Source organism: Spongiivirga sp. MCCC 1A20706 (assembly GCF_046524175.1).
In the GTDB taxonomy this organism is placed as follows: Bacteria; Bacteroidota; Bacteroidia; order Flavobacteriales; family Flavobacteriaceae; genus Spongiivirga.
In genome coordinates this window covers 294,590-313,053 of sequence record NZ_JBEFZF010000003.1, presented here as the reverse complement: position 1 = coordinate 313,053, position 18,464 = coordinate 294,590, and the positions used below count along the sequence as shown (strand labels likewise).

The following is an 18,464-nucleotide window of genomic DNA, read 5'->3' as shown; positions in this document are numbered from 1 at the left end:
ACTATTAATACTATATTGTTGATTGTTATATTCACGTTATGTATAGAGTAGTTATCGGCGTTTTGTTGTTCTGGAGCTCTTTTTGCTTTGCTCAAAGACAAACAAAATCTGAAATTGATAGTGTGTATCGACTGTTAAAAACGGATATACCTGATACGACTAGAATACATTCTTTAGCCAGACTTTCTAGAGCTTTTAATGGTTTTGATTCGATCAAGACATTTCAATCTGCCAATGATGCCATTAAACTGGCTAGGGATATCGAATATGAGAAAGGTATTGCCCACGCTGAGATGGCTCTTGGTAATGCCTATTTGCATTATTATGACTTTGAAAATACCGAGCTACATTTATCTGAAGCGACAAAAATTGCAGAGCGATTAGTGAAGGAAGAATCGTCAAAACTCATTTTGGACATACTGCAAAATTCAAAGTATAACCTTGCTGTTTCCGCCATGATACAGGGTAAGGCTCAACTTGGGGTTGAATTAACGAAAGAGGTGATACCCATAGCAGAACAATTAAAAGATTCACTCACCTTAGGTGTTATTCATCAAAATCTAGGTACGTATCATTTGAATTCTGAGCAACAGAGTTTAGCCATTGAATATTATCAGAAGGCACTGGCATTTTATAATCCGAAAGAACACCTTGATGAGGTGATAGCAACTAATAACTCATTAAGCTTAATCTTTTACAACCTAGATTCTATTGATCAAATGCGCCATAAGTTGGACGTAACGGAACAATTGTTAAGGACATATCCCCAATCTCCCAGTACGTGGTCATATTATAAAAATGAGGCCCTATACAATACAAAAAAAGGAGACTATAACAAAGCGTTGGAATTTTTAGATAAATCAAAAGCTCTTGTGCAAGAGTCAGGTCAATCTAGAGCGCTAGCCTTAATTTATCAAAGCTATGCTTTTGTTTATGAGGATATGGGCAATTACCAGAAAGCGATTAATAGTATCAATACGTTTATTGAGATGTCAAAAAAGTACAATTCTCCGGTAAATGTGAGTAAAGGTCTGGTAAGAAGATCAAAGTTTCATGAAAAAACAAACAATTTTCAATCAGCCTATAATGACTACAAAAGGTCTATTGAATTACGAGATAGTCTAGAAATTTCTAAAACAACAGCCCGTGTTAAAGATGTTGAGTTGAAGTATGAGACGGAAAAAAAAGAAAATGAAATTCTGCAACTACAGAATTCAAATACTGAAAAAGCACTAGCCCTTGAAAAAAGGAAATCTCAAGCTTATTTATATGGTATCATCATTGGTATTTTAGCCGTTGGACTATTATTTGGCTCGCTATGGTATCGAAATAAAATGAAACAACAACAAAAAAAAGAGCGTATGCATGAGCAAGAGCTTTTAGCGCTAAAGCACGAACAAGAAGCTAATGTATATGCCGCCATGATCGAAGGCCAGGAAAAAGAAAGAAAGCGATTAGCGATTGATCTACACGATGGATTAGGAGGGCGATTATCGGGAATTAGCCTGAACTTATCAAAACTGGACAAAGATAAGCCGGTTAACTATCCTAAAAGAGAGTTGCAAAAAGTTATTAAAGACCTTGATAAATCGCTTGTTGAATTAAGAGGAATAGCCAGGAATATGATGCCTGAAACGCTGTTGAAATTCGGTTTAGAAGCTGCTTTAAAAGACTATTGTAGTAGTATGAAAAACCATCAAACTGCTATTTCGGTGCAGTTTTATGGAAAGGAAGATGATATTGAAATCAGTCAAAAAGTAACCATCTATCGGGTTATTCAAGAATTAATTAATAATGCCGTCAAACATGCAAAGGCGAGTCAAATATTAGTTCAGTTTATGCGTGAAAATGATCAAGTCGATATCACCGTTGAAGATAATGGGATCGGTATGAGTGATGAAATGATAAAAGTCGGCGCAGACGGTATGGGACTGGCGAATCTTAGAACTCGCGTAGCTTTTTTAAAAGGGAATCTGGAATTTAATTGTGAAGCTAATGAAGGTACAACGGTCAATATCAATTTAAACATCAACGCAGCTTAAACACACAACCTTAGATAACCATGAAAAACATTGTATTTTTTTGTTTATTACTGTCCACTTTTGCTAGTAAAGCCCAAAGAGCATCTGACTTAAAAATCGATAGTTTACAAAATGAACTTAAGCAAGAAATTGCCGATACTACGCGTATACATAGCCTTGCAAGATTAGGGCAGGCCTATGAGGGTATTGATTCCATTCAATCTTTTAAAAATGCATTTGAAGCATTAAAATTAGCTGAAAGTATCAATTATGAAAGAGGAATCGCTCATGCAAAAATGGCTATTGGAAATGCGTACATGGACTATTACGATTTAGATAAAGCGATGCAATATCTAAAGGAAGCCATTGAGATCGGAGAACGTGTGTGGCACGAAAACCCTTCGGTAGAAAATACCAAATTACTTGCTACATCAAAATACAATCTGGCGGTAAATTATATGAATACCAACCGCCATGAGGAAGAAACTAAGTTGGTGGAAGAAGTGATTCCTATGGTTCAACAATTGAGGGATACCGCTTTTTTGGCAAATATCCATAACAATTTAGGGATCACCTATATGAATTTGGCGCAATACCCACAAGCATTAAGTAACCTCATAAAATCAGAGAATCTTTTTAGTAAAACAACCGACACCAAAAAGGCAATTTTTAATAAGTTGATATTTGTCAATTTGTATTACAATATGGATTCTATCGAGGCGATTCCTCAAAAATTAAAGGAGGCTAGAATGCTGTTAGAGATTACTCCACAGTCGACTGATTGGCATTTGTATCATACCCAAAAGGGACTATATCATCTTAAGAAAAAAGAATATAACAATGCGATTGCTGAGTATGATCAATCCATGCAACTGCTAAAAGAAAATAAACTTCATGTTAACGTAGCACCATTGTTGCAAAACTATGCCAAAGTCTATGAATTATCTGGTCGTTATAAAAAAGCCATTGAGTACATGAATCGGTATATCGAAGATGCTGAATCCAACAGTAAATTAATTAATACATTTCAAGGGTATTATAAGCGCTCTCAGTATGAAGCGGCCTCCAATAATTATGAAAACGCATATAATGATTTACTGTTTGCCATTGATGTATACGATAGTATCGAAGTGCAAAAATCAGTAAGACAGTTAAACGAATTTGAGCTCAAATATGAAACTGCTAAAAAAGAAAAAGAAATATTATCCCTTCAAAAGGAGAATAGTGAAAAAGCACTAGCGCTAGAAAAAAGAAAATCACAGACGTACTTGTACGGAATTATAATAGCTGTATTAGCCTTTGTCCTGTTTTTAGGGTACCTGGGTTATCGATCAAAATTAAAACAACAACGTCGTAAGGAACGTAAATATGAGCAAGAAATGGTTGCTTTAAAACACAAACAAGAAGCTAACATTTATTCGGCTATGATCGAAGGCCAGGAGAAAGAACGAAAAAGACTGGCGATCGATTTGCATGATGGGCTAGGAGGTCGTTTATCTGGGATTAGTTTAAATTTATCAAAACTTGATAAAGATGAACCAAATAACTATCCAAAGAAAGCGCTACAAAAGGTAATCAAAGATCTTGATACATCACTTTCAGAGCTGCGAAGTATTGCCCGTAATATGATGCCTGAAACCTTAATGAAATTTGGTTTAGAAGCAGCCTTAAAAGATTATTGCAGTAGTATGAATAATGCCCAAACTACGACTACCTTGCAATTTTATGGTGAGGAAAACGATATTGAAATCGGTCAAAAAGTTACCATATATCGGGTAATACAAGAATTGATTAATAATGCAATAAAACATGCAAAAGCAAGTGAAATTTTAGTGCAGTTTATACGTGAAAATGATCAAATTGATATAACCGTTGAAGATAATGGTGTGGGTATGAGTGAAGAGGTTATTGAAATTGGCACTGATGGGATGGGATTGACTAATCTTCGAACACGAGTTGCATATTTAAAAGGGAATTTAGAATTTCATTCAGAATTAAATGAAGGAACCACAGTTAACGTTAACCTAAATATCAATGCAGCCTAACCCAATTGAAGTTTTAATTATTGATGATCATCCAATGGTCATTGAAGGTCTTAAGATGCTGTTACAAGATGATGACCAAGTAGAGGTATCAGGGTATGTGACAACGGGTAATGATGCGCTTGAGTTTTTAAAATCAAATAAAGCAGATGTGGTTTTACTTGATGTGAACCTACCGGATATTAATGGAGTTGAAATGGTTGGATTGATATTAGAATTACAAGCCACCATCAAAATACTTGGATTGAGTACCTATAGCGAACCTAGCATTATCAATCAAATGATTAAAAATGGCGTTAAGGGGTATTTGTTGAAAAATGCGACGGCTAAGGAACTAGTCGATGCAATTACCACAGTACACACAGGGGGATTTTATTTTGGCGCTGAGGTGCAAAAAATTCTAGCAGAGAATGTTGCTCAGGAAAAAGAGATGCCAAAATTAACACGACGAGAAAAACACATTCTTCAGTTAATCGCTGATGGAAAAACCACGAATCAAATTGCCGAGCAACTTTTTATAAGTCCACTAACCGTAGAAACGCACCGACGAAATTTGATGCAAAAAATGAAAGTATCAAATGCTGCGGCATTGGTAAAAATTGCAGTAGAGAAAATGCTTATTTAGCAAATAGCTGATCCATATCTTTAAAAGCTTTAAACTCTAAAGCATTACCTGCAGGGTCTTTGAAGAACATGGTGGCTTGTTCACCAATTTGACCTTCAAACCTAATATATGGTTCAATAATAAACTCAATATTTTTCGATTTCAAGTCAGCTGAGAATGTTTGAAAAGTTTCCCAAGGTAACACCACCCCATAATGAGGTACTGGTACCGCTTTACCATCCACTGCATTATGAATTGTCTCTCCGATATCTTCCTTTGCTTTATAATGAATGACAAGTTGGTGTCCAAAAAAATTAAAATCAACCCAATGATCGCTGCTTCTGCCTTCTTCACAACCCAATACTTCTTTGTAAAAGGTTCGGCATTCAGCTAAATTATGAACGGGTATCGCTATGTGGAATGGTGATACTGCTGACATGGTTAAAAGCATTTATTCGTTACTCAAATATCGAACTTATAATCCTCTTTAAACACTAATTTATTGCACTTTAACACAACTAATTTTCCAAGTTGGAAAAACAAAGGTTTCTCCTTCATTAACCCATTCTCCTTTCCATTTATAACCTTTTTCATTAATGTCATGAAAAGTCAATCGACTATAGCCATCCATTCCATTTGGTGCTTTCTGTTTCCTGTATAAAATTATATTGCCATTTTCTTTCTTAACACCTTCCCACGATGGTAAATTAGCAGGCGTTGATCCTGATGAATAATAATGTACATTCCATTTCAGACTATCCTTACTAAATTGTCTAATACTACCTGAGTGAATACCATCCTCCTTTAAAGTTTCATCTTGAATTGCGGTACCATTCATAATGTATTTAAACGTCCATATCATTTTTACAGGTTTGGCCCATGTTTGGTCGCGATTTCGTTTTTCAGATTTGCATTCACATCTACCAATTAACTGTTGAAAATCTGCTACTTGCTTTGGGGCATTAGGATTAAGTTTCCCGAATGGAAATTGTTCGTTTGCTTCAAATTCATATGAATTCTGCCCATCAATAGTAAAACACGTAAATATGAAAATAATGATTAGAAAACTCTTCATTACCTATCTTTTAATTGGTTAGTAAAGTAAAAGGTAATGAACCTAAACAAGTGATGATTATCAATTATGAAATTCTTAACATGACTTAGTGAATCTTACTACTACCGGAGACTAGCCTGTTAATTTCAGCCAGTTCTTTCTCAGTGAGTTCTCGCCATTTACCGATTGGTACATCAAGTTTCACGTTCATAATGCGAATGCGCTTTAATTTTGTTACGCCGTAGCCCAAATACTCGGCCATGCGACGTATTTGCCTATTTAAGCCTTGCGTAAGTACAATTCTGAAAACAAACTTGCTCACTTGAGAAACCTCGCATTTTCTTGTAACTGTGTCCAAAATAGGAACGCCATTTCCCATTTTTTTTATGAAGTCAGCGGTAATAGGACGATCGACTGAAACAATATATTCTTTTTCGTGGTTGTTTCGGGCCCGCAATATTTTGTTTACAATATCACCATCATTAGTTAGAAAAATGAGCCCTTCGCTTGGTTTATCAAGTCTTCCTATGGGAAAAATTCGAGTTGGATAGTTGATGTAGTCAATAATGTTATTTTTTTCTACTCGGGTATCAGTAGTACAAACAATCCCTATAGGTTTATTAAATGCCAGATACACCTTCTTATCTTGGTCTTGCTTTCCTACTTGTTTGCCATCAACTTTTACCACATCACCAGAAGAAACTTTGGTGCCCATTTCTGGTTTTTTACCATTAATGGTAATGCGTCCTTGATCAATTAGCTTATCAGCAGCTCGTCTGGAACAGTATCCAATCTCACTTAGGTATTTGTTAATGCGTGTTTGTTTTTCTTCTGACATGGGGCAAAGATATACTTATCTTTTCTTTTAAAATTAAGAAGTTAAGCCCCCTTAACGAAGTCATAAATATATTTAGCAACTTCAATTGTATTGACAGAATGCCCCAAATGCTCTGTAGCTATAAACTGAGCATTTGTAATGCTGTTTGCTATTGCAACCCCTTCTTCGTACGCTATTACATCATCGTACTTATCGTGAATAATAAGTGTGTCAAGCTCAAAAGAGGCGGCAAAATTAGCAGCCGAAAATTCGTAAGGATCAAAATTGTATTGCTGGCGGATATAAGAATAGATGGCCTGCATCATTTTATCATTAAACCCAATAATGTTTTGATAGTTATCCATCAGGTGGGTAAACTCTGATGGTGCTGCAATCGATACAATTTTTTCCAAACCCGCAAACTGATATTTGTAGTAAGCGTAGATAGCACTCATTCCTCCAACCGAATGTCCGATGATGACGTTTGGCTTGTAAAAGGCGACTACTGTTTTAATACATTCTGCATATAAAATACCATCAAAACGAGCGCCGGTTGATTGACCATGTGCTGGTCCGTCAAAAGCAACGATAGAGTATCCCGTTTCCTTTAGTTTTAAAATAGTCTCTTTCCAACGACCTGAGTTACTTTCCCAGCCATGTACCAAAAGAATGGTCTTTTCTCTACCTGGCCATAGATAACTATTGAGATTTAGTTCTTTATGTTGAATTGGTTGTTTAGTTGCTGATGATAAAAAGTCATTTTGCTCTTTGTTAAGTTTTCCAGCTCTTGGCGTAGTATAAAGCTTCATTGCAGTTTTGGCCGCAAATGTTGGGAAAACATAAACGATGTTGTTAAGGTAGGTGCGATAAAATAAAATAAGTAGGTTTTTAATCATAAGCTACCTTAATTATTCAGCTTCTCTGTTAACAGAATCAATTGAAAAAGCAGGTTTGCAAATAGCGATATATTCACATTCTGAATTGAATGGGTTTGAGTATTGCACTCTGGTATTCTTTTCTATTTTTATCGATTGTCCCGCCTCTAAAACAACCGTTTCATTTTCAATAATGAATTGCTTTTTACCTTTTATAATATAGGTATATTCATCAAACTCTGGTGTTTGAAAAGGTTCACTCCATCCGGCAGGTGCAATCATGTGAGCAATACTGATGTCACTGTTTCCATCGGTAGCGAGTCCCCAGTGTTCTTCAATTAATTTACCGTCAGTTGTAGGAACAATAAAAGGTGTCTTCTGTATGTGAAATTTTTTACTCATAAAACTACCAACCCAACATAAAATATTTAAACTTTGCAGTATCTGGTATTTGTACTTCCTCTATTTTAATACTTGAATCATAGCGGAGGTTAGCGGGTAATTCCTTTTTGTCGATGGTTATAAATGCATCTATTTCGTTAACAAAAACCACGACTGAATTGATGCTATTTTGAATGCTTGAAATAGTATAGTTATCCCGTATATCTTTAAATGTGCTCTCAACACTTAGCCCTTTTTCGGTTTTAAATCGGGGATCAATCACCCGTATAGTTTCAATAGGCTTTAAGCTGTCTTTAGATGCAGGAGTAGCGGTAAACAAATGACTTCCTCCTTTTTCATAGATCAAAAATGAATCACCCCCAACATATACAATATCATCTTTACTGCTTCTAGTTACTACAGAATCAGCAGCGAATAAAGAATCTAACTGTGATGCGTAATTGAGGTTTGTTAAATCTCCTATTTTGCCCTTCGCGATTAAAAAACGACTATCATTTTTGGCACAACTTGTTATAGCAAAAATAATGGTGCATAAAGTAAAGGCTTTGACAAGTGATTGCATGTAATTAGGTTTGTTTAGTTCTAAAAATATTTAAGCCTACAAAACTATAGTATCTTACTAAGATTAAATAACCTTTTTTAAGATTCCGAAGACACTTCGAATAAATGTAGCGCTTGTTAATACTTTTACCACCGGATTCATAGCAGTGCTGCGTCGTCTACTACTACTACGGCTTCTTTTCTTTTCTTCTTTTTCTTTGGCAACACGTTCTTCTTCTTTCGCTTTTACTTCTTCGGCCTTTTTTATTTTCTTATCCAATAGTTCGTAAGCGCTCTCCCGATCAATATCCTCATTATATTTTTTGATAAGTTTCGATTTGCTTAACAAGTCTTTTAGTTCACTGTCAGTCAAAATATCCATACGACTCATCGGAGCCCGAAGCATAGTAGCCGCAAGTGGAGTAGGGCGCCCCTTTTCATCTAAGGCTGATATTAACGCCTCACCAATACCTAAAGAAGTTAATACTTCTGCGGTATCGTAATAATCAGTATCTGGATAATTTTGCGCAGTCAATTTGATTGCTTTTCGATCTTTTGCAGTAAAAGCCCTAAGCGCATGCTGTACTTTTAGTCCTAATTGACTTAGTACTGCTTCGGGAACATCAGTTGGGTTTTGCGTCACGAAATACAAACCAATTCCTTTTGACCGTATTAATTTAACAATACTTTCTATTTGAGACAGCAATGCCTTTGAAGCCTCGTTAAAAATGAGATGCGCTTCATCAATAAACAAGATTAGTTCAGGTCTACCACTATCCCCTTGCTCTGGAAAAGTTTCGTAGATCTCAGCTAATAGGCTTAACATAAAAGTTGAAAATAGTTTGGGCTTATCTTGAATGTCAGTAAGTCTGATGATGTTGATATAACCCATTCCATTTTCATCAACTCGAACCAAATCTTCTACATCAAAAGAGGTTTCACCAAAAAACAAATCGGCTCCCTGTTGTTCTAGCTCAACTATTTTGCGCAAGATAGCACCTGTTGATGAGGTGGAGATACGACCATATAACTCGGCAATTTCCTTTTTACCCTCTCCTGTTGCGTATTGCAATACCTTTTTAAAATCTTTTAAATCTAATAGTGGTAGTTTATTATCATCACAGTATTTAAAGATAACCGCAATAATACCTGCTTGTGTTTCGGTAACGTCTAAAATTCTGGACAACAAAATAGGTCCAAATTCAGATACGGTAGCGCGTAAACGCACACCATTTTGTTCGGAAAGGGACATGATTTCTACAGGAAACTTTTTTGCATTAAAAGGCAATCCTATTTTTTCGTGACGTTCATCAATTTTGGGATGACCAGGGCTTGGTTGCGCAATACCACTTAAATCACCTTTTATATCCATTAGTAAAACCGGTATTCCCTTTTCCGATAGGTTTTCCGCAATTACCTGAAGTGTTTTTGTTTTACCTGTACCAGTCGCACCAGCGATAAGTCCATGACGGTTCATTGTTTTTAAGGGAACTTTTACATGGGCATTAGTTACTGTTTCACCATTTAACATGGCCGCTCCCATTGTAATATATTCACCTTTAAAAGTGTTACCGTTATTGATATAATCGAAAAATTCGTCCTTTCTGCTCATCGAATTAAATTTTGTTAAAAATAGCGATTCCCATGATAGTTATGAAGCTAGAAAGTTGAAATATTCATATATCGGTAAAGTGTAAAGATTGACGAGTAATGTTAATTATGACTAATCTTGGTTCTAAGATTTCTTCATTTCCACTACTTTTAAGATCGTTTAACAAAACCAAAAAAAATGAGATTTTCAGGACCTAGGCTAATAGCCATTAGCTTTTTATTACTTGTTTCATGCACAAATAACACAAATACGACTTTTCATGCCTCTCATGAAGAGCGTAAGAAAGATGCACCCTTTTCTGATGCAGTTCAGGTAGGAAACTTATTTTTCCTAGCGGGACAAGTAGGTATTGACGGCGCAACAAGAAAGCTGGTAGCTGGTGGTATACAGGCGGAAACCAGACAGGTTTGCGATAACATTGTGGAGGTGTTGGCACACCACCAAATGACTACTGATAATGTTGTAAAATGCACTGTTATTTTAGCCGACATTAAGGATTTTGCAGCATTTAATGAAGTTTACAAAGAGTATTTTCCTAACAAACCTGCTCGCACAACCTTTGCTGCTAGCGGCTTGGCGGTAGGAGCTAAGATTGAGATAGAATGCATTGCAGCTAGGTAGCAAAAAACTATCTTTGCGGCATGGTTACCGCTGAAACACATGAGTTAGTCAAAAAAGGGGAGATGCTCCCTTTGATGGAGGAGTTTTATACTATTCAAGGGGAAGGTTATTACAAAGGCACCGCAGCTTATTTTGTTAGAATCGGAGGTTGTGATGTTGGTTGCCATTGGTGCGATGTAAAGGAAAGTTGGAATGCAGACGTGCATCCGCCTACCTTAACTTCGCAAATTGTTGCTAACGCTTTGAAGTACAGTGATACCGTTGTGGTAACCGGAGGAGAGCCATTAACTTGGGATATGACCAAACTTACTCAAGGACTTAAAGAACGAGGAGCAAAAACTCATATTGAAACATCAGGGGCATATAAATTGACTGGTGTTTGGGATTGGATTTGTCTATCTCCCAAGAAGTTAAAACTTCCCACTAAAGAAGTATATGAAAATGCAAATGAATTAAAAGTCATCGTATACAATAAAAGTGATTTTGAATTTGCAGAAGAACAAGCAAGTAAGGTTTCAGAAGATTGTATTTTATACTTACAACCTGAATGGAGCAAGCGCGATAAAATGATTCCGATTATTGTGGATTATGTAATGAAACATCCTAAATGGAAGGTATCTTTGCAGACACATAAATATTTGAATATTCCTTAGATCAGCTTGAAGGTTAACAGCTAGAATTCAAGAGTTTTATATGTTGTCTTTCACTTTAACAACTATTTTCCACCGTTCGCTTGCAAATCAGCAATGCAAAGCGGGTCTAATTCTGGTATAGTGCTTCCCATCATGTTCATTGCTCCAGAGGTAAAGGTAATTTGAAAATTCATTAAGCAGTTCGGTACATCACAGTGTTGCCCATTTTCTTCATCTAAATGGTCTTCTACCATCGGGCTTCCCAAATCAACCAAACCCAATAGATGAGCGAATTCATGGTTTAATGTTGCGCTTTCAATTTGCGCGGTACTAACGCCATTATTGCTAGTTCCTAAGTCCTGAATTACCGACCCAAACAATACAAAACTCGTGTTTCTATATGCAGCGCCAAGGGTAAAACTATCTGGATCCGTGTCTTCTTCAGATTTTCTATTTGCCATGAAAAGATAAACAGCAATTTCATCTTCAGAATTGTAAATTTGCCGTTGGTCACGTTCAATATTAGCAATTTGCTGTAAAGAATAATCTTCATTTTGGGGTGCATCGATGGAGCGTTGTACAATTCTGATACCCCCAGGTTTATTTATGCGTGCGTTTAAAAAGGTAGTTAAATTTTGCACTGAACTTGGTCTTAGTTCGAATCCTCTAACCGATACAATTTCTAAAGCAAGACTAGTGTAGGTGGTATCACTTAAAAGGTCGTTTGCGGAATCACCCGTGGCTTGTAAGTTGGCTGTACGATCGATCATAGGATCGTTGCCACCATCATCTTCTTTACATGATGAAACTATTAACAGACTAAAAAGTGCAATACTTAAAAGGATTCTTTTTCCGATCATTTGATGATTCTTTTACTCGATAATCGATATTAAAATTCTCCGAGGCTTAGCTCGAAACCTAAATTATTTTCAATCATAAGCCTTATGGACTTGCTCATATGCAAGTTTACCAATGGCTATGAACTATAACTGTTAAATAATCGAATTATTTTAACATTGTTCTTAGTTGTAAAAATAAACGGATGCTTACGCAACCATTAAAGACAAATGCATCTTTAAGAAAACAATAACAGATGAAGAAGATTTTAGTGATCCTGTTTCTACTACTCATTTCTTGTAATAACGATGATGATTTTAATACCGATACTGTTGTTGGCACTTGGGAAATAACCGATAGGTTAGCTGACCCAGGAGATGGTAGTGGTGTTTTTAGACCACTTTCATCTGGAAAAAGACTTCAGTTTAATGCTGATGGAACCTTTTCCGTTACAAGGGGAACACTCTGTGGTATTGCAAATGACGAAAATGGAAATCAAACAGGAACTTACTCCTTAGAAGATAGTACTATTTCCATTTCATGCGAAGGTTTTCCTGAACAGTACGGTGTAGTATTTGAATTGATATCAGGTAGGCTAGTACTAAATTATTTATGTATTGAACCTTGCGCGGAACGCTACCGTAAAATAGGTGACTAATTTTAATTATCTAACATCAATTTGGCCAAATAATCATAGTGCTCACCTGCTTGTACCATTTCACAACTAAAGCCATTATAGCTTGCAGCACGTTGTAGCGTATTAAAATCTAGATACAACCAGTCAAAGGGCTCACCTACGGCGTCTTTATAATAGGTTCTAAATTGAAGCTCACCATAATATCCTTGACCAGCTTCTAAAAGTATACTACCATCTTCTTCTTGATCAAACATATAAATAAGATCACTACTATCTAACAGCACTTGACCATCAATTGTCAGTAGGTTTTTAAGTTGTTTGAATAGCGCATCAATTCCGGCAAGTGTTTGGCAAATACCCAATCCGTTCATTAACAATAAAATGGTATCGAACTTCTCATTTTTTATATTGAAAAAGTCCTGGTCAACAACGTTTTTTACTCCTCGCTTAATACAAGTTTCAATGGCACCTCTTGATATATCAATTGCTTTTACTTCTAAATTACGTTTTTCTTGAAGATATAAGCTATGACTACCCGCTCCACAGCCTACATCTAAAACTTTTCCATACGATAGGTCCAATGCTTTCTTTTCAATTAATGGCATCTCATGATAATCTCGAAACAAATATGGGATCGATAAGACATCTTTTTCTGAGATAGAAGTTTCTGTTATAATGTCTTCGGAATAATTTCCGTTGATATAATCGAGCATGGCCATGCCTAAAATATCCATAGTACTAAATGGTTAACTTTGTATAAAAAAAGAATGGACGAACTGTTGAAAGAACTTCCAGAGCGAGCCAAAGATAAGCATACTGAAAACAAGAAGTTTTTTACAAAGCTTAAAAAAAAGCCACCCAAAAAATTGGACTTCATCATGCAAGAATTACATGATGAAGAGTTTGAGCAAACAGATTGTTTAACATGTGCTAATTGCTGCAAAACTACCGGTCCGTTATTTACTGATAAAGATGTTAGTCGTATTGCCAAGCATTTTAAAATGAAGGATCATCAATTTGTAAGTCAGTTTTTACGTATAGATGAAGATAATGACTATGTGCTTCAGTCGGTTCCTTGTACATTTTTAGGTGCCGATAATTATTGTTCAATTTATAATGTTCGACCAAAGGCATGCAAAGAGTTTCCGCATACTGATAGGAAGAAATTTCAGCAAATAACCAACCTTACATTAAAAAACGTAGCCATTTGCCCAGCGGCTTTTAATATTGTTGAAAAGATGAAACAGCGATTGCTATAAATAAATTATATTGCTAAAAAAAGTAAAAACATGGAAGAGATTATTTCATATTTTGAGACCATTCCTTCTTCTCACCGAAGTATCATATTGGTTGGCGGAATTACATTTTTCTTTTTATTAGAGTATGCTGTCCCTTTATTTAAAATGAGGTACAAAAAGTTTAAACATGCTTGGACCAACATCTTTTTTACAATTACCACTATTCTCGTCAATTTTGTTTTGGCTTTTTTGCTTTTAAAAACAGCGGATTGGGTCGTGGCCACTGATTTTGGAATACTACAATGGTTACCTAATATGCCGCTCTGGGCTTATGTACTATTAGGTATCGCACTATTGGATTTGATAGGTGCATATACGGCTCATTGGGCCGAACATAGGATTAAGCCTTTGTGGATGTTTCATATTATTCATCATACCGATACCAATGTAGATACCACTACAGCCAACAGGCATCATCCTGGCGAAAGTGTCATTCGTTTTGCATTTACACTAGCCGGTGTTTTTATAGTGGGGGCACCTATCGGAGTGGTAATGCTGTACCAAAGTTTGTCAGTTGTTCTTTCTCAATTTAACCATGCGAATATCAAAATGCCAAAGTGGTTGGATACCGCAATTAGCTGGGTAATAGTGTCTCCCGATATGCATAAAGTGCATCATCACCATGTTATGCCATATACCGATACCAATTATGGTAATATTTTTTCCATTTGGGATCGATTATTTGGGACGTTTGCTAAAATGAATAATGAGGATATTGTGTACGGTGTAGATACGGTTCCAGATCCTAAAGAGAACGCAGAGATAGGCCCATTATTGAAAATCCCATTTCAAGGCTATAGAAAAGTCACAACCAGTGAATAAAAAGCTAGTCATTGTTGTACTACTGTTAAGTGCTTGTAGTCAACCTAAAAAATCATTAATGATTGATATACAGGGTCACCGTGGTTGTAGAGGATTATTACCTGAAAATACCATTCCAGCATTTAAAAGAGCGATCGATTTGGGTGTAACGACACTGGAACTTGATCTGGCTGTTTCTAAAGATCTTAAGCTTGTCGTTTCACATGAGCCTTTTATGAATCATGAAATTTCTACCGGACCTAGAGGGGAAGAAATTACGGAAGAAAATGAAAAGTCTTTCAATCTATATCATATGGATTATGCCGAGATTCAACAATTTGATGTTGGACTTAAAGTACACCCTCGATTTCCTGATCAACAAAAATTGAAGGTACATAAGCCGTTGTTATCAGAAGTTTTTGATGTAGCTGAAAAAAAGACTAAAAGCGCCATTTTATACAATATTGAAATAAAAAGCCTTCCTTCTTATGACGAGGTGTTTTCGCCTAAAGTGACAGAATTCGCAAGATTGTTGGTGGAGATGGTTCAAGAAAGAAGGCTTGTAGATCGGGTGACCATTCAATCTTTTGATATTCGTGCATTAGAAGTGGTTCATCAAATGAATCCCAAAATTAGTACTGCGTTATTGATAGATGAAAATGAAGCTATCGATCTAAAATTGAAACAGCTTTCCTTTAGGCCAAGGATAATTAGCCCTTACTTTGCTCTTCTTGATCAAGAAAATGTTGGTCATTACCAAAAAGAAGGTTATCAAATAATTCCATGGACGGCAAATGAGGAAGAAATCATGTGGCAGCTCATTAAACTAAAAGTTGATGGAATCATTACTGATTATCCAGATCGATTGATAAAACTGCTTAAAGATTAAACTACACATATCGTTTTCTAAAAGCACTGGGGTTTTCATTAGTCACCTTTTTAAAAATTCGATTATAATAAGACAAACTTTCAAAGCCGTTGCTGTAACAAGCGTCGCTTACACTTTTTCCAGACATTAAATATCGTTTAGATTGGCTAACTCTGTATCTATTTAGAAATGTAGTAAACGTGTATCCGGTTTCCTTTTTAAAATATCTACAGAATGCCTCTTTAGTCATGTTGCTAATAAGTGCAATCTCATTTAATTCAATTTTTTTATGGTAATTTTTATCTATAAAAGCGTAAATAGCTCGCATGCGATTTTGTTGCCGTTCACTGATTCTTCTCGTATATGGTCTTTCGTGTAGTAGGCTAAAAGAATCGGTTTCACTAAGTAATTGTAGTACTTCTAAAAGCTGAATGTACTGTTCAAATGGTTGTAATTGTTCAAAACCAAATAACTGCTCGCCTATTTTTTTCTTAAGTTGTCCGGCAAAAGCAAGACCATGTTGCGATCTTTCAAATAAACTTTTGATAGCGGAGAGTTCAGGAGATTTCTCTATGTGACGCTCAATAAAATCTCTTTTTAAATGAACAACAACTTTTCTATAGTCCGTTTTTAAGCCATAGTCAAAATTCAAATGGGGAATATTTGAGCCGATCAATACAAGATCACTTTTTTGATAAGTGCTTATGTGATCGCCTACGTGCCGAGGTCCGCTTTCGGCTTCTATATATACCAATTCATACTCTTCATGAAAATGCCAATAAAATAGATCGCTTAATCTCGGATTATATATCATTGAAAACGAGCGATTCGTTTTATTACTTATTGTTTCTAGTTGAATTTTCATAAGTATTACTAAATTAAGACAAAATGTGTCCATAAATCATCAAAATATCAATTTTGTACAATTATTGGTTAACTTCCGTAAACTATCACACCGTATTATGCTTCAACTTTGTAGTATTAATAATTAAAATTACTGGGTTATGAATGATGATAAAAAGACGATGGCGGCTACGATGGCTCCAAAAAATGAGCACACGGATATTCCTGGGAATCCGTCCACTGCAAAGAGTAGTAATGTGCAATTACGCAAAGAAGCTACATATGATTCATTACGTGTTTTAACGATAGATCAGTGGGAATTTTGGAAGGAAAACGGCTATGTAGTTGTGAAGAATGCTATACCAAAAACTCAAGCTCAAGCAACTGCTAATTTTCTGTGGGAGTTTGAAGACAAAAACCCTGAGGATAAAAGTACATGGTACACTGCGCCACGAGCTGAAATGCAAATGAAGGAGTTGGCAGGTACTGGAATGGTAGAGGTATATAATAACCAGCATTTGTGGAATAATCGCCAAGCACAGAAAGTTTATGATGCATTTGTTGATATTTGGGGTACGGAGAAACTTTGGGTGACCATTGACAGAGCGAACTTAAATTTCCCAATTAGACCCGGTTTTGAATATAAAGGTTTTATTCATTGGGACTATGATCCAGAAACGAAACCTCAGAATGTGCAAGGCGTTTTAGCATTGGCTGATCAAACTGATGAGAATATGGGGGGCTTTCAATGCATTCCTTGGTTGTTCAAAAATTATGATACTTGGAAGCTAACGCAACCTGATGATCGCGACCATTTTAAACCCGACGTATCTGATTTACAAGATAAGTTAGTAAAAGTGCCTTTAGAAGCCGGAGATCTTCTTATTTTTAATAGTGCTGAGCCGCATGGAATACGACCTAATTTATCTGAGGATAAGGTGCGAATTGCTCAATATATTGCTATGATGCCTGCTCAAGAAGATGATAAAGCGTTAAAAGAATGGCGCATTAATTCCTGGAAAAATAGAATAGCTCCCGAGGGATATGCGTTTCCCGGAGACCCAAGAAATTGGGAACAAACTAAATATGATACCGCTAAGCTTACAACACTTGGGGAGAAGTTATTAGGTTTGAGAAACTGGTAGTATAGATATTGAATGGATTTAAAACTAAAAGGAAAAACTGCATTTATTTCCGGATCGACCGCGGGTATTGGTTTTGCAACTGCAAAGGCTTTAGCTAAAGAAGGAGCCAATATTATAATTAATGGTAGAAGTAAAAATAGTGTTACTGATGCTGTGAAACGACTTGAAAAAGAAGTGCCAAGTGGTTTGGTTTCAGGTGTTGAAGCGGACTTTTCTTATAAGAAGGAAGTAGATAATCTTTTAAAGAAACTGCCTGAAGTTGATATTCTAATTAACAATGTAGGCATCTACAAATCACAAAGCTTTTTTGAAACTACAGATGATGACTGGCAACAGCAAATAGAAGTAAATGTAATGAGCGGCGTTAGCTTATCTAGGTATTTTCTACCAAAAATGCTGAAACAAAATTGGGGTAGAATCTTATTTATATCTAGCGAATGCGCGACCTTAGTGCCAGAAGATCTCATTGCGTATAGCACTAGTAAGGCTGCTATGTTAGCACTATCAAGAGGATTGGCCCAGTTAACAAAGGGTAGTGGTGTGACGGTAAATGCTATTGTTCCTGGATCGACATTAACAGAGGGTGCTGAAGAGTTTCTTAAGATGACTGCAGAGAAAGAGGGGAAGAGCAAAGACCTTGTTTCGGCCGACTTTTTTAAGAAAGTAAGAACGTCATCCTTATTACAACGATTTGCATCGGTAGATGAGGTTGCTAATACTATTGCTTATTATACCAGCCCATTGTCAGCTGCAACGAACGGAGCGGTAATTAAAGTTGATGGTGGCAGTATAGGAGGAATTTTATAAAACTATAT

21 protein-coding genes are annotated in these 18,464 nt (G+C 36.1%); 11 read left to right on the top strand and 10 right to left on the bottom strand.

All coding sequences use genetic code 11. The features are described from left to right. Positions 1–38 precede the first annotated feature (38 nt). From ABN763_RS09365 to ABN763_RS09355, 3 genes are read left to right on the top strand one after another with little or no spacing between them, the layout of a single operon-like run. Positions 39–2,042 carry a tetratricopeptide repeat protein gene (locus ABN763_RS09365; protein ID WP_410485200.1) on the top strand — a complete coding sequence of 668 codons (2,004 nt, stop codon included), beginning with the start codon at positions 39–41 and terminating at the stop codon, positions 2,040–2,042. Between the two features lie 20 nt (positions 2,043–2,062). Further along, positions 2,063–4,066, top strand: a complete 2,004-nt coding sequence (locus ABN763_RS09360) for an ATP-binding protein (protein ID WP_410485199.1) — start codon at positions 2,063–2,065, stop codon at positions 4,064–4,066. Further along, entirely contained in the window at positions 4,056–4,688 is a 633-nt protein-coding gene (locus tag ABN763_RS09355; RefSeq protein WP_410485198.1) for a response regulator, read from the top strand. Before ABN763_RS09360 ends, ABN763_RS09355 begins: the two co-directional genes overlap by 11 nt. Here the strand turns inward: ABN763_RS09355 and ABN763_RS09350 are convergent. The 7 genes from ABN763_RS09350 to ABN763_RS09320 form a co-directional block, all read right to left on the bottom strand. Next, complete coding sequence (locus ABN763_RS09350) at positions 4,681–5,106, bottom strand: VOC family protein (protein ID WP_410485197.1); 426 nt, start codon at positions 5,104–5,106, stop codon at positions 4,681–4,683. The two genes, ABN763_RS09355 and ABN763_RS09350, sit on opposite strands and share 8 nt — an antisense overlap. 60 nt (positions 5,107–5,166) lie before the next feature. Continuing rightward, on the bottom strand, positions 5,167–5,742 hold the full coding sequence (locus tag ABN763_RS09345) for a hypothetical protein (RefSeq protein WP_410485196.1): 576 nt from the start codon (positions 5,740–5,742) through the stop codon (positions 5,167–5,169). 85 nt (positions 5,743–5,827) lie between these two features. Beyond that, entirely contained in the window at positions 5,828–6,559 is a 732-nt protein-coding gene (gene rluF / locus ABN763_RS09340) for a 23S rRNA pseudouridine(2604) synthase RluF (RefSeq protein WP_410485195.1), read from the bottom strand. A 41-nt stretch (positions 6,560–6,600) separates the two neighbouring features. After that, positions 6,601–7,434: an alpha/beta hydrolase gene (locus ABN763_RS09335; protein WP_410485194.1), complete on the bottom strand. Its 834-nt coding sequence runs from the start codon at positions 7,432–7,434 to the stop codon at positions 6,601–6,603. Positions 7,435–7,446: 12 nt separating this feature from the next. After that, positions 7,447–7,815, bottom strand: coding sequence for a cupin domain-containing protein (locus ABN763_RS09330; protein ID WP_410485193.1), 369 nt, complete (start codon positions 7,813–7,815; stop codon positions 7,447–7,449). 4 nt (positions 7,816–7,819) lie between these two features. Then, the gene (locus tag ABN763_RS09325) at positions 7,820–8,377 is read right to left on the bottom strand and encodes a hypothetical protein (protein WP_410485192.1); all 558 of its coding nucleotides are present in this window, start codon (positions 8,375–8,377) and stop codon (positions 7,820–7,822) included. Positions 8,378–8,440: 63 nt separating this feature from the next. Continuing rightward, positions 8,441–9,967 carry a helicase HerA-like domain-containing protein gene (locus ABN763_RS09320; RefSeq protein ID WP_410485191.1) on the bottom strand — a complete coding sequence of 509 codons (1,527 nt, stop codon included), beginning with the start codon at positions 9,965–9,967 and terminating at the stop codon, positions 8,441–8,443. Between the two features lie 177 nt (positions 9,968–10,144). Between ABN763_RS09320 and ABN763_RS09315 the strand changes: the two genes are divergently transcribed. Next, positions 10,145–10,588: a RidA family protein gene (locus ABN763_RS09315; protein WP_410485190.1), complete on the top strand. Its 444-nt coding sequence runs from the start codon at positions 10,145–10,147 to the stop codon at positions 10,586–10,588. Positions 10,589–10,608: 20 nt separating this feature from the next. Beyond that, the gene (locus ABN763_RS09310; protein WP_410485189.1) at positions 10,609–11,241 is read left to right on the top strand and encodes a 7-carboxy-7-deazaguanine synthase QueE; all 633 of its coding nucleotides are present in this window, start codon (positions 10,609–10,611) and stop codon (positions 11,239–11,241) included. Positions 11,242–11,303: 62 nt separating this feature from the next. On the opposite strand, the gene ABN763_RS09305 is transcribed toward ABN763_RS09310, so the two are convergent. Then, positions 11,304–12,080 carry a membrane metalloprotease gene (locus ABN763_RS09305; RefSeq protein WP_410485188.1) on the bottom strand — a complete coding sequence of 259 codons (777 nt, stop codon included), beginning with the start codon at positions 12,078–12,080 and terminating at the stop codon, positions 11,304–11,306. 233 nt (positions 12,081–12,313) lie between these two features. On the opposite strand from ABN763_RS09305, the gene ABN763_RS09300 reads away from it, so the two are divergent. After that, positions 12,314–12,715, top strand: coding sequence for a lipocalin family protein (locus ABN763_RS09300; protein ID WP_410485187.1), 402 nt, complete (start codon positions 12,314–12,316; stop codon positions 12,713–12,715). A 2-nt stretch (positions 12,716–12,717) separates the two neighbouring features. Here ABN763_RS09300 and ABN763_RS09295 read toward each other — a convergent pair whose 3' ends face one another. Continuing rightward, complete coding sequence (locus tag ABN763_RS09295) at positions 12,718–13,428, bottom strand: class I SAM-dependent methyltransferase (protein WP_410485186.1); 711 nt, start codon at positions 13,426–13,428, stop codon at positions 12,718–12,720. A gap of 33 nt (positions 13,429–13,461) precedes the next feature. Between ABN763_RS09295 and ABN763_RS09290 the strand changes: the two genes are divergently transcribed. The 3 genes from ABN763_RS09290 to ABN763_RS09280 are packed head-to-tail and all read left to right on the top strand — an operon-like array spanning position 13,462 to position 15,682. Continuing rightward, positions 13,462–13,953: a YkgJ family cysteine cluster protein gene (locus ABN763_RS09290; RefSeq protein WP_410485185.1), complete on the top strand. Its 492-nt coding sequence runs from the start codon at positions 13,462–13,464 to the stop codon at positions 13,951–13,953. A gap of 30 nt (positions 13,954–13,983) precedes the next feature. Beyond that, a complete protein-coding gene (locus tag ABN763_RS09285; RefSeq protein ID WP_410485184.1) occupies positions 13,984–14,814 on the top strand; it encodes a sterol desaturase family protein in 831 nt (276 codons plus the stop codon). Positions 14,815–14,872: 58 nt separating this feature from the next. Further along, complete coding sequence (locus tag ABN763_RS09280; RefSeq protein WP_410485183.1) at positions 14,873–15,682, top strand: glycerophosphodiester phosphodiesterase family protein; 810 nt, start codon at positions 14,873–14,875, stop codon at positions 15,680–15,682. Between the two features lies 1 nt (position 15,683). Here ABN763_RS09280 and ABN763_RS09275 read toward each other — a convergent pair whose 3' ends face one another. Beyond that, complete coding sequence (locus tag ABN763_RS09275) at positions 15,684–16,526, bottom strand: AraC family transcriptional regulator (RefSeq protein WP_410485182.1); 843 nt, start codon at positions 16,524–16,526, stop codon at positions 15,684–15,686. A gap of 139 nt (positions 16,527–16,665) precedes the next feature. Here ABN763_RS09275 and ABN763_RS09270 point away from each other — a divergent pair, with 139 nt between their 5' ends. Both ABN763_RS09270 and ABN763_RS09265 read left to right on the top strand, forming a co-directional pair. Then, entirely contained in the window at positions 16,666–17,649 is a 984-nt protein-coding gene (locus ABN763_RS09270) for a phytanoyl-CoA dioxygenase family protein (protein WP_410485181.1), read from the top strand. A 12-nt stretch (positions 17,650–17,661) separates the two neighbouring features. Next, positions 17,662–18,456 (top strand): SDR family NAD(P)-dependent oxidoreductase, encoded by a 795-nt coding sequence (locus ABN763_RS09265; RefSeq protein WP_410485180.1) that lies wholly within the window; start codon positions 17,662–17,664, stop codon positions 18,454–18,456. The last annotated feature ends 8 nt before the right edge of the window (positions 18,457–18,464 follow it).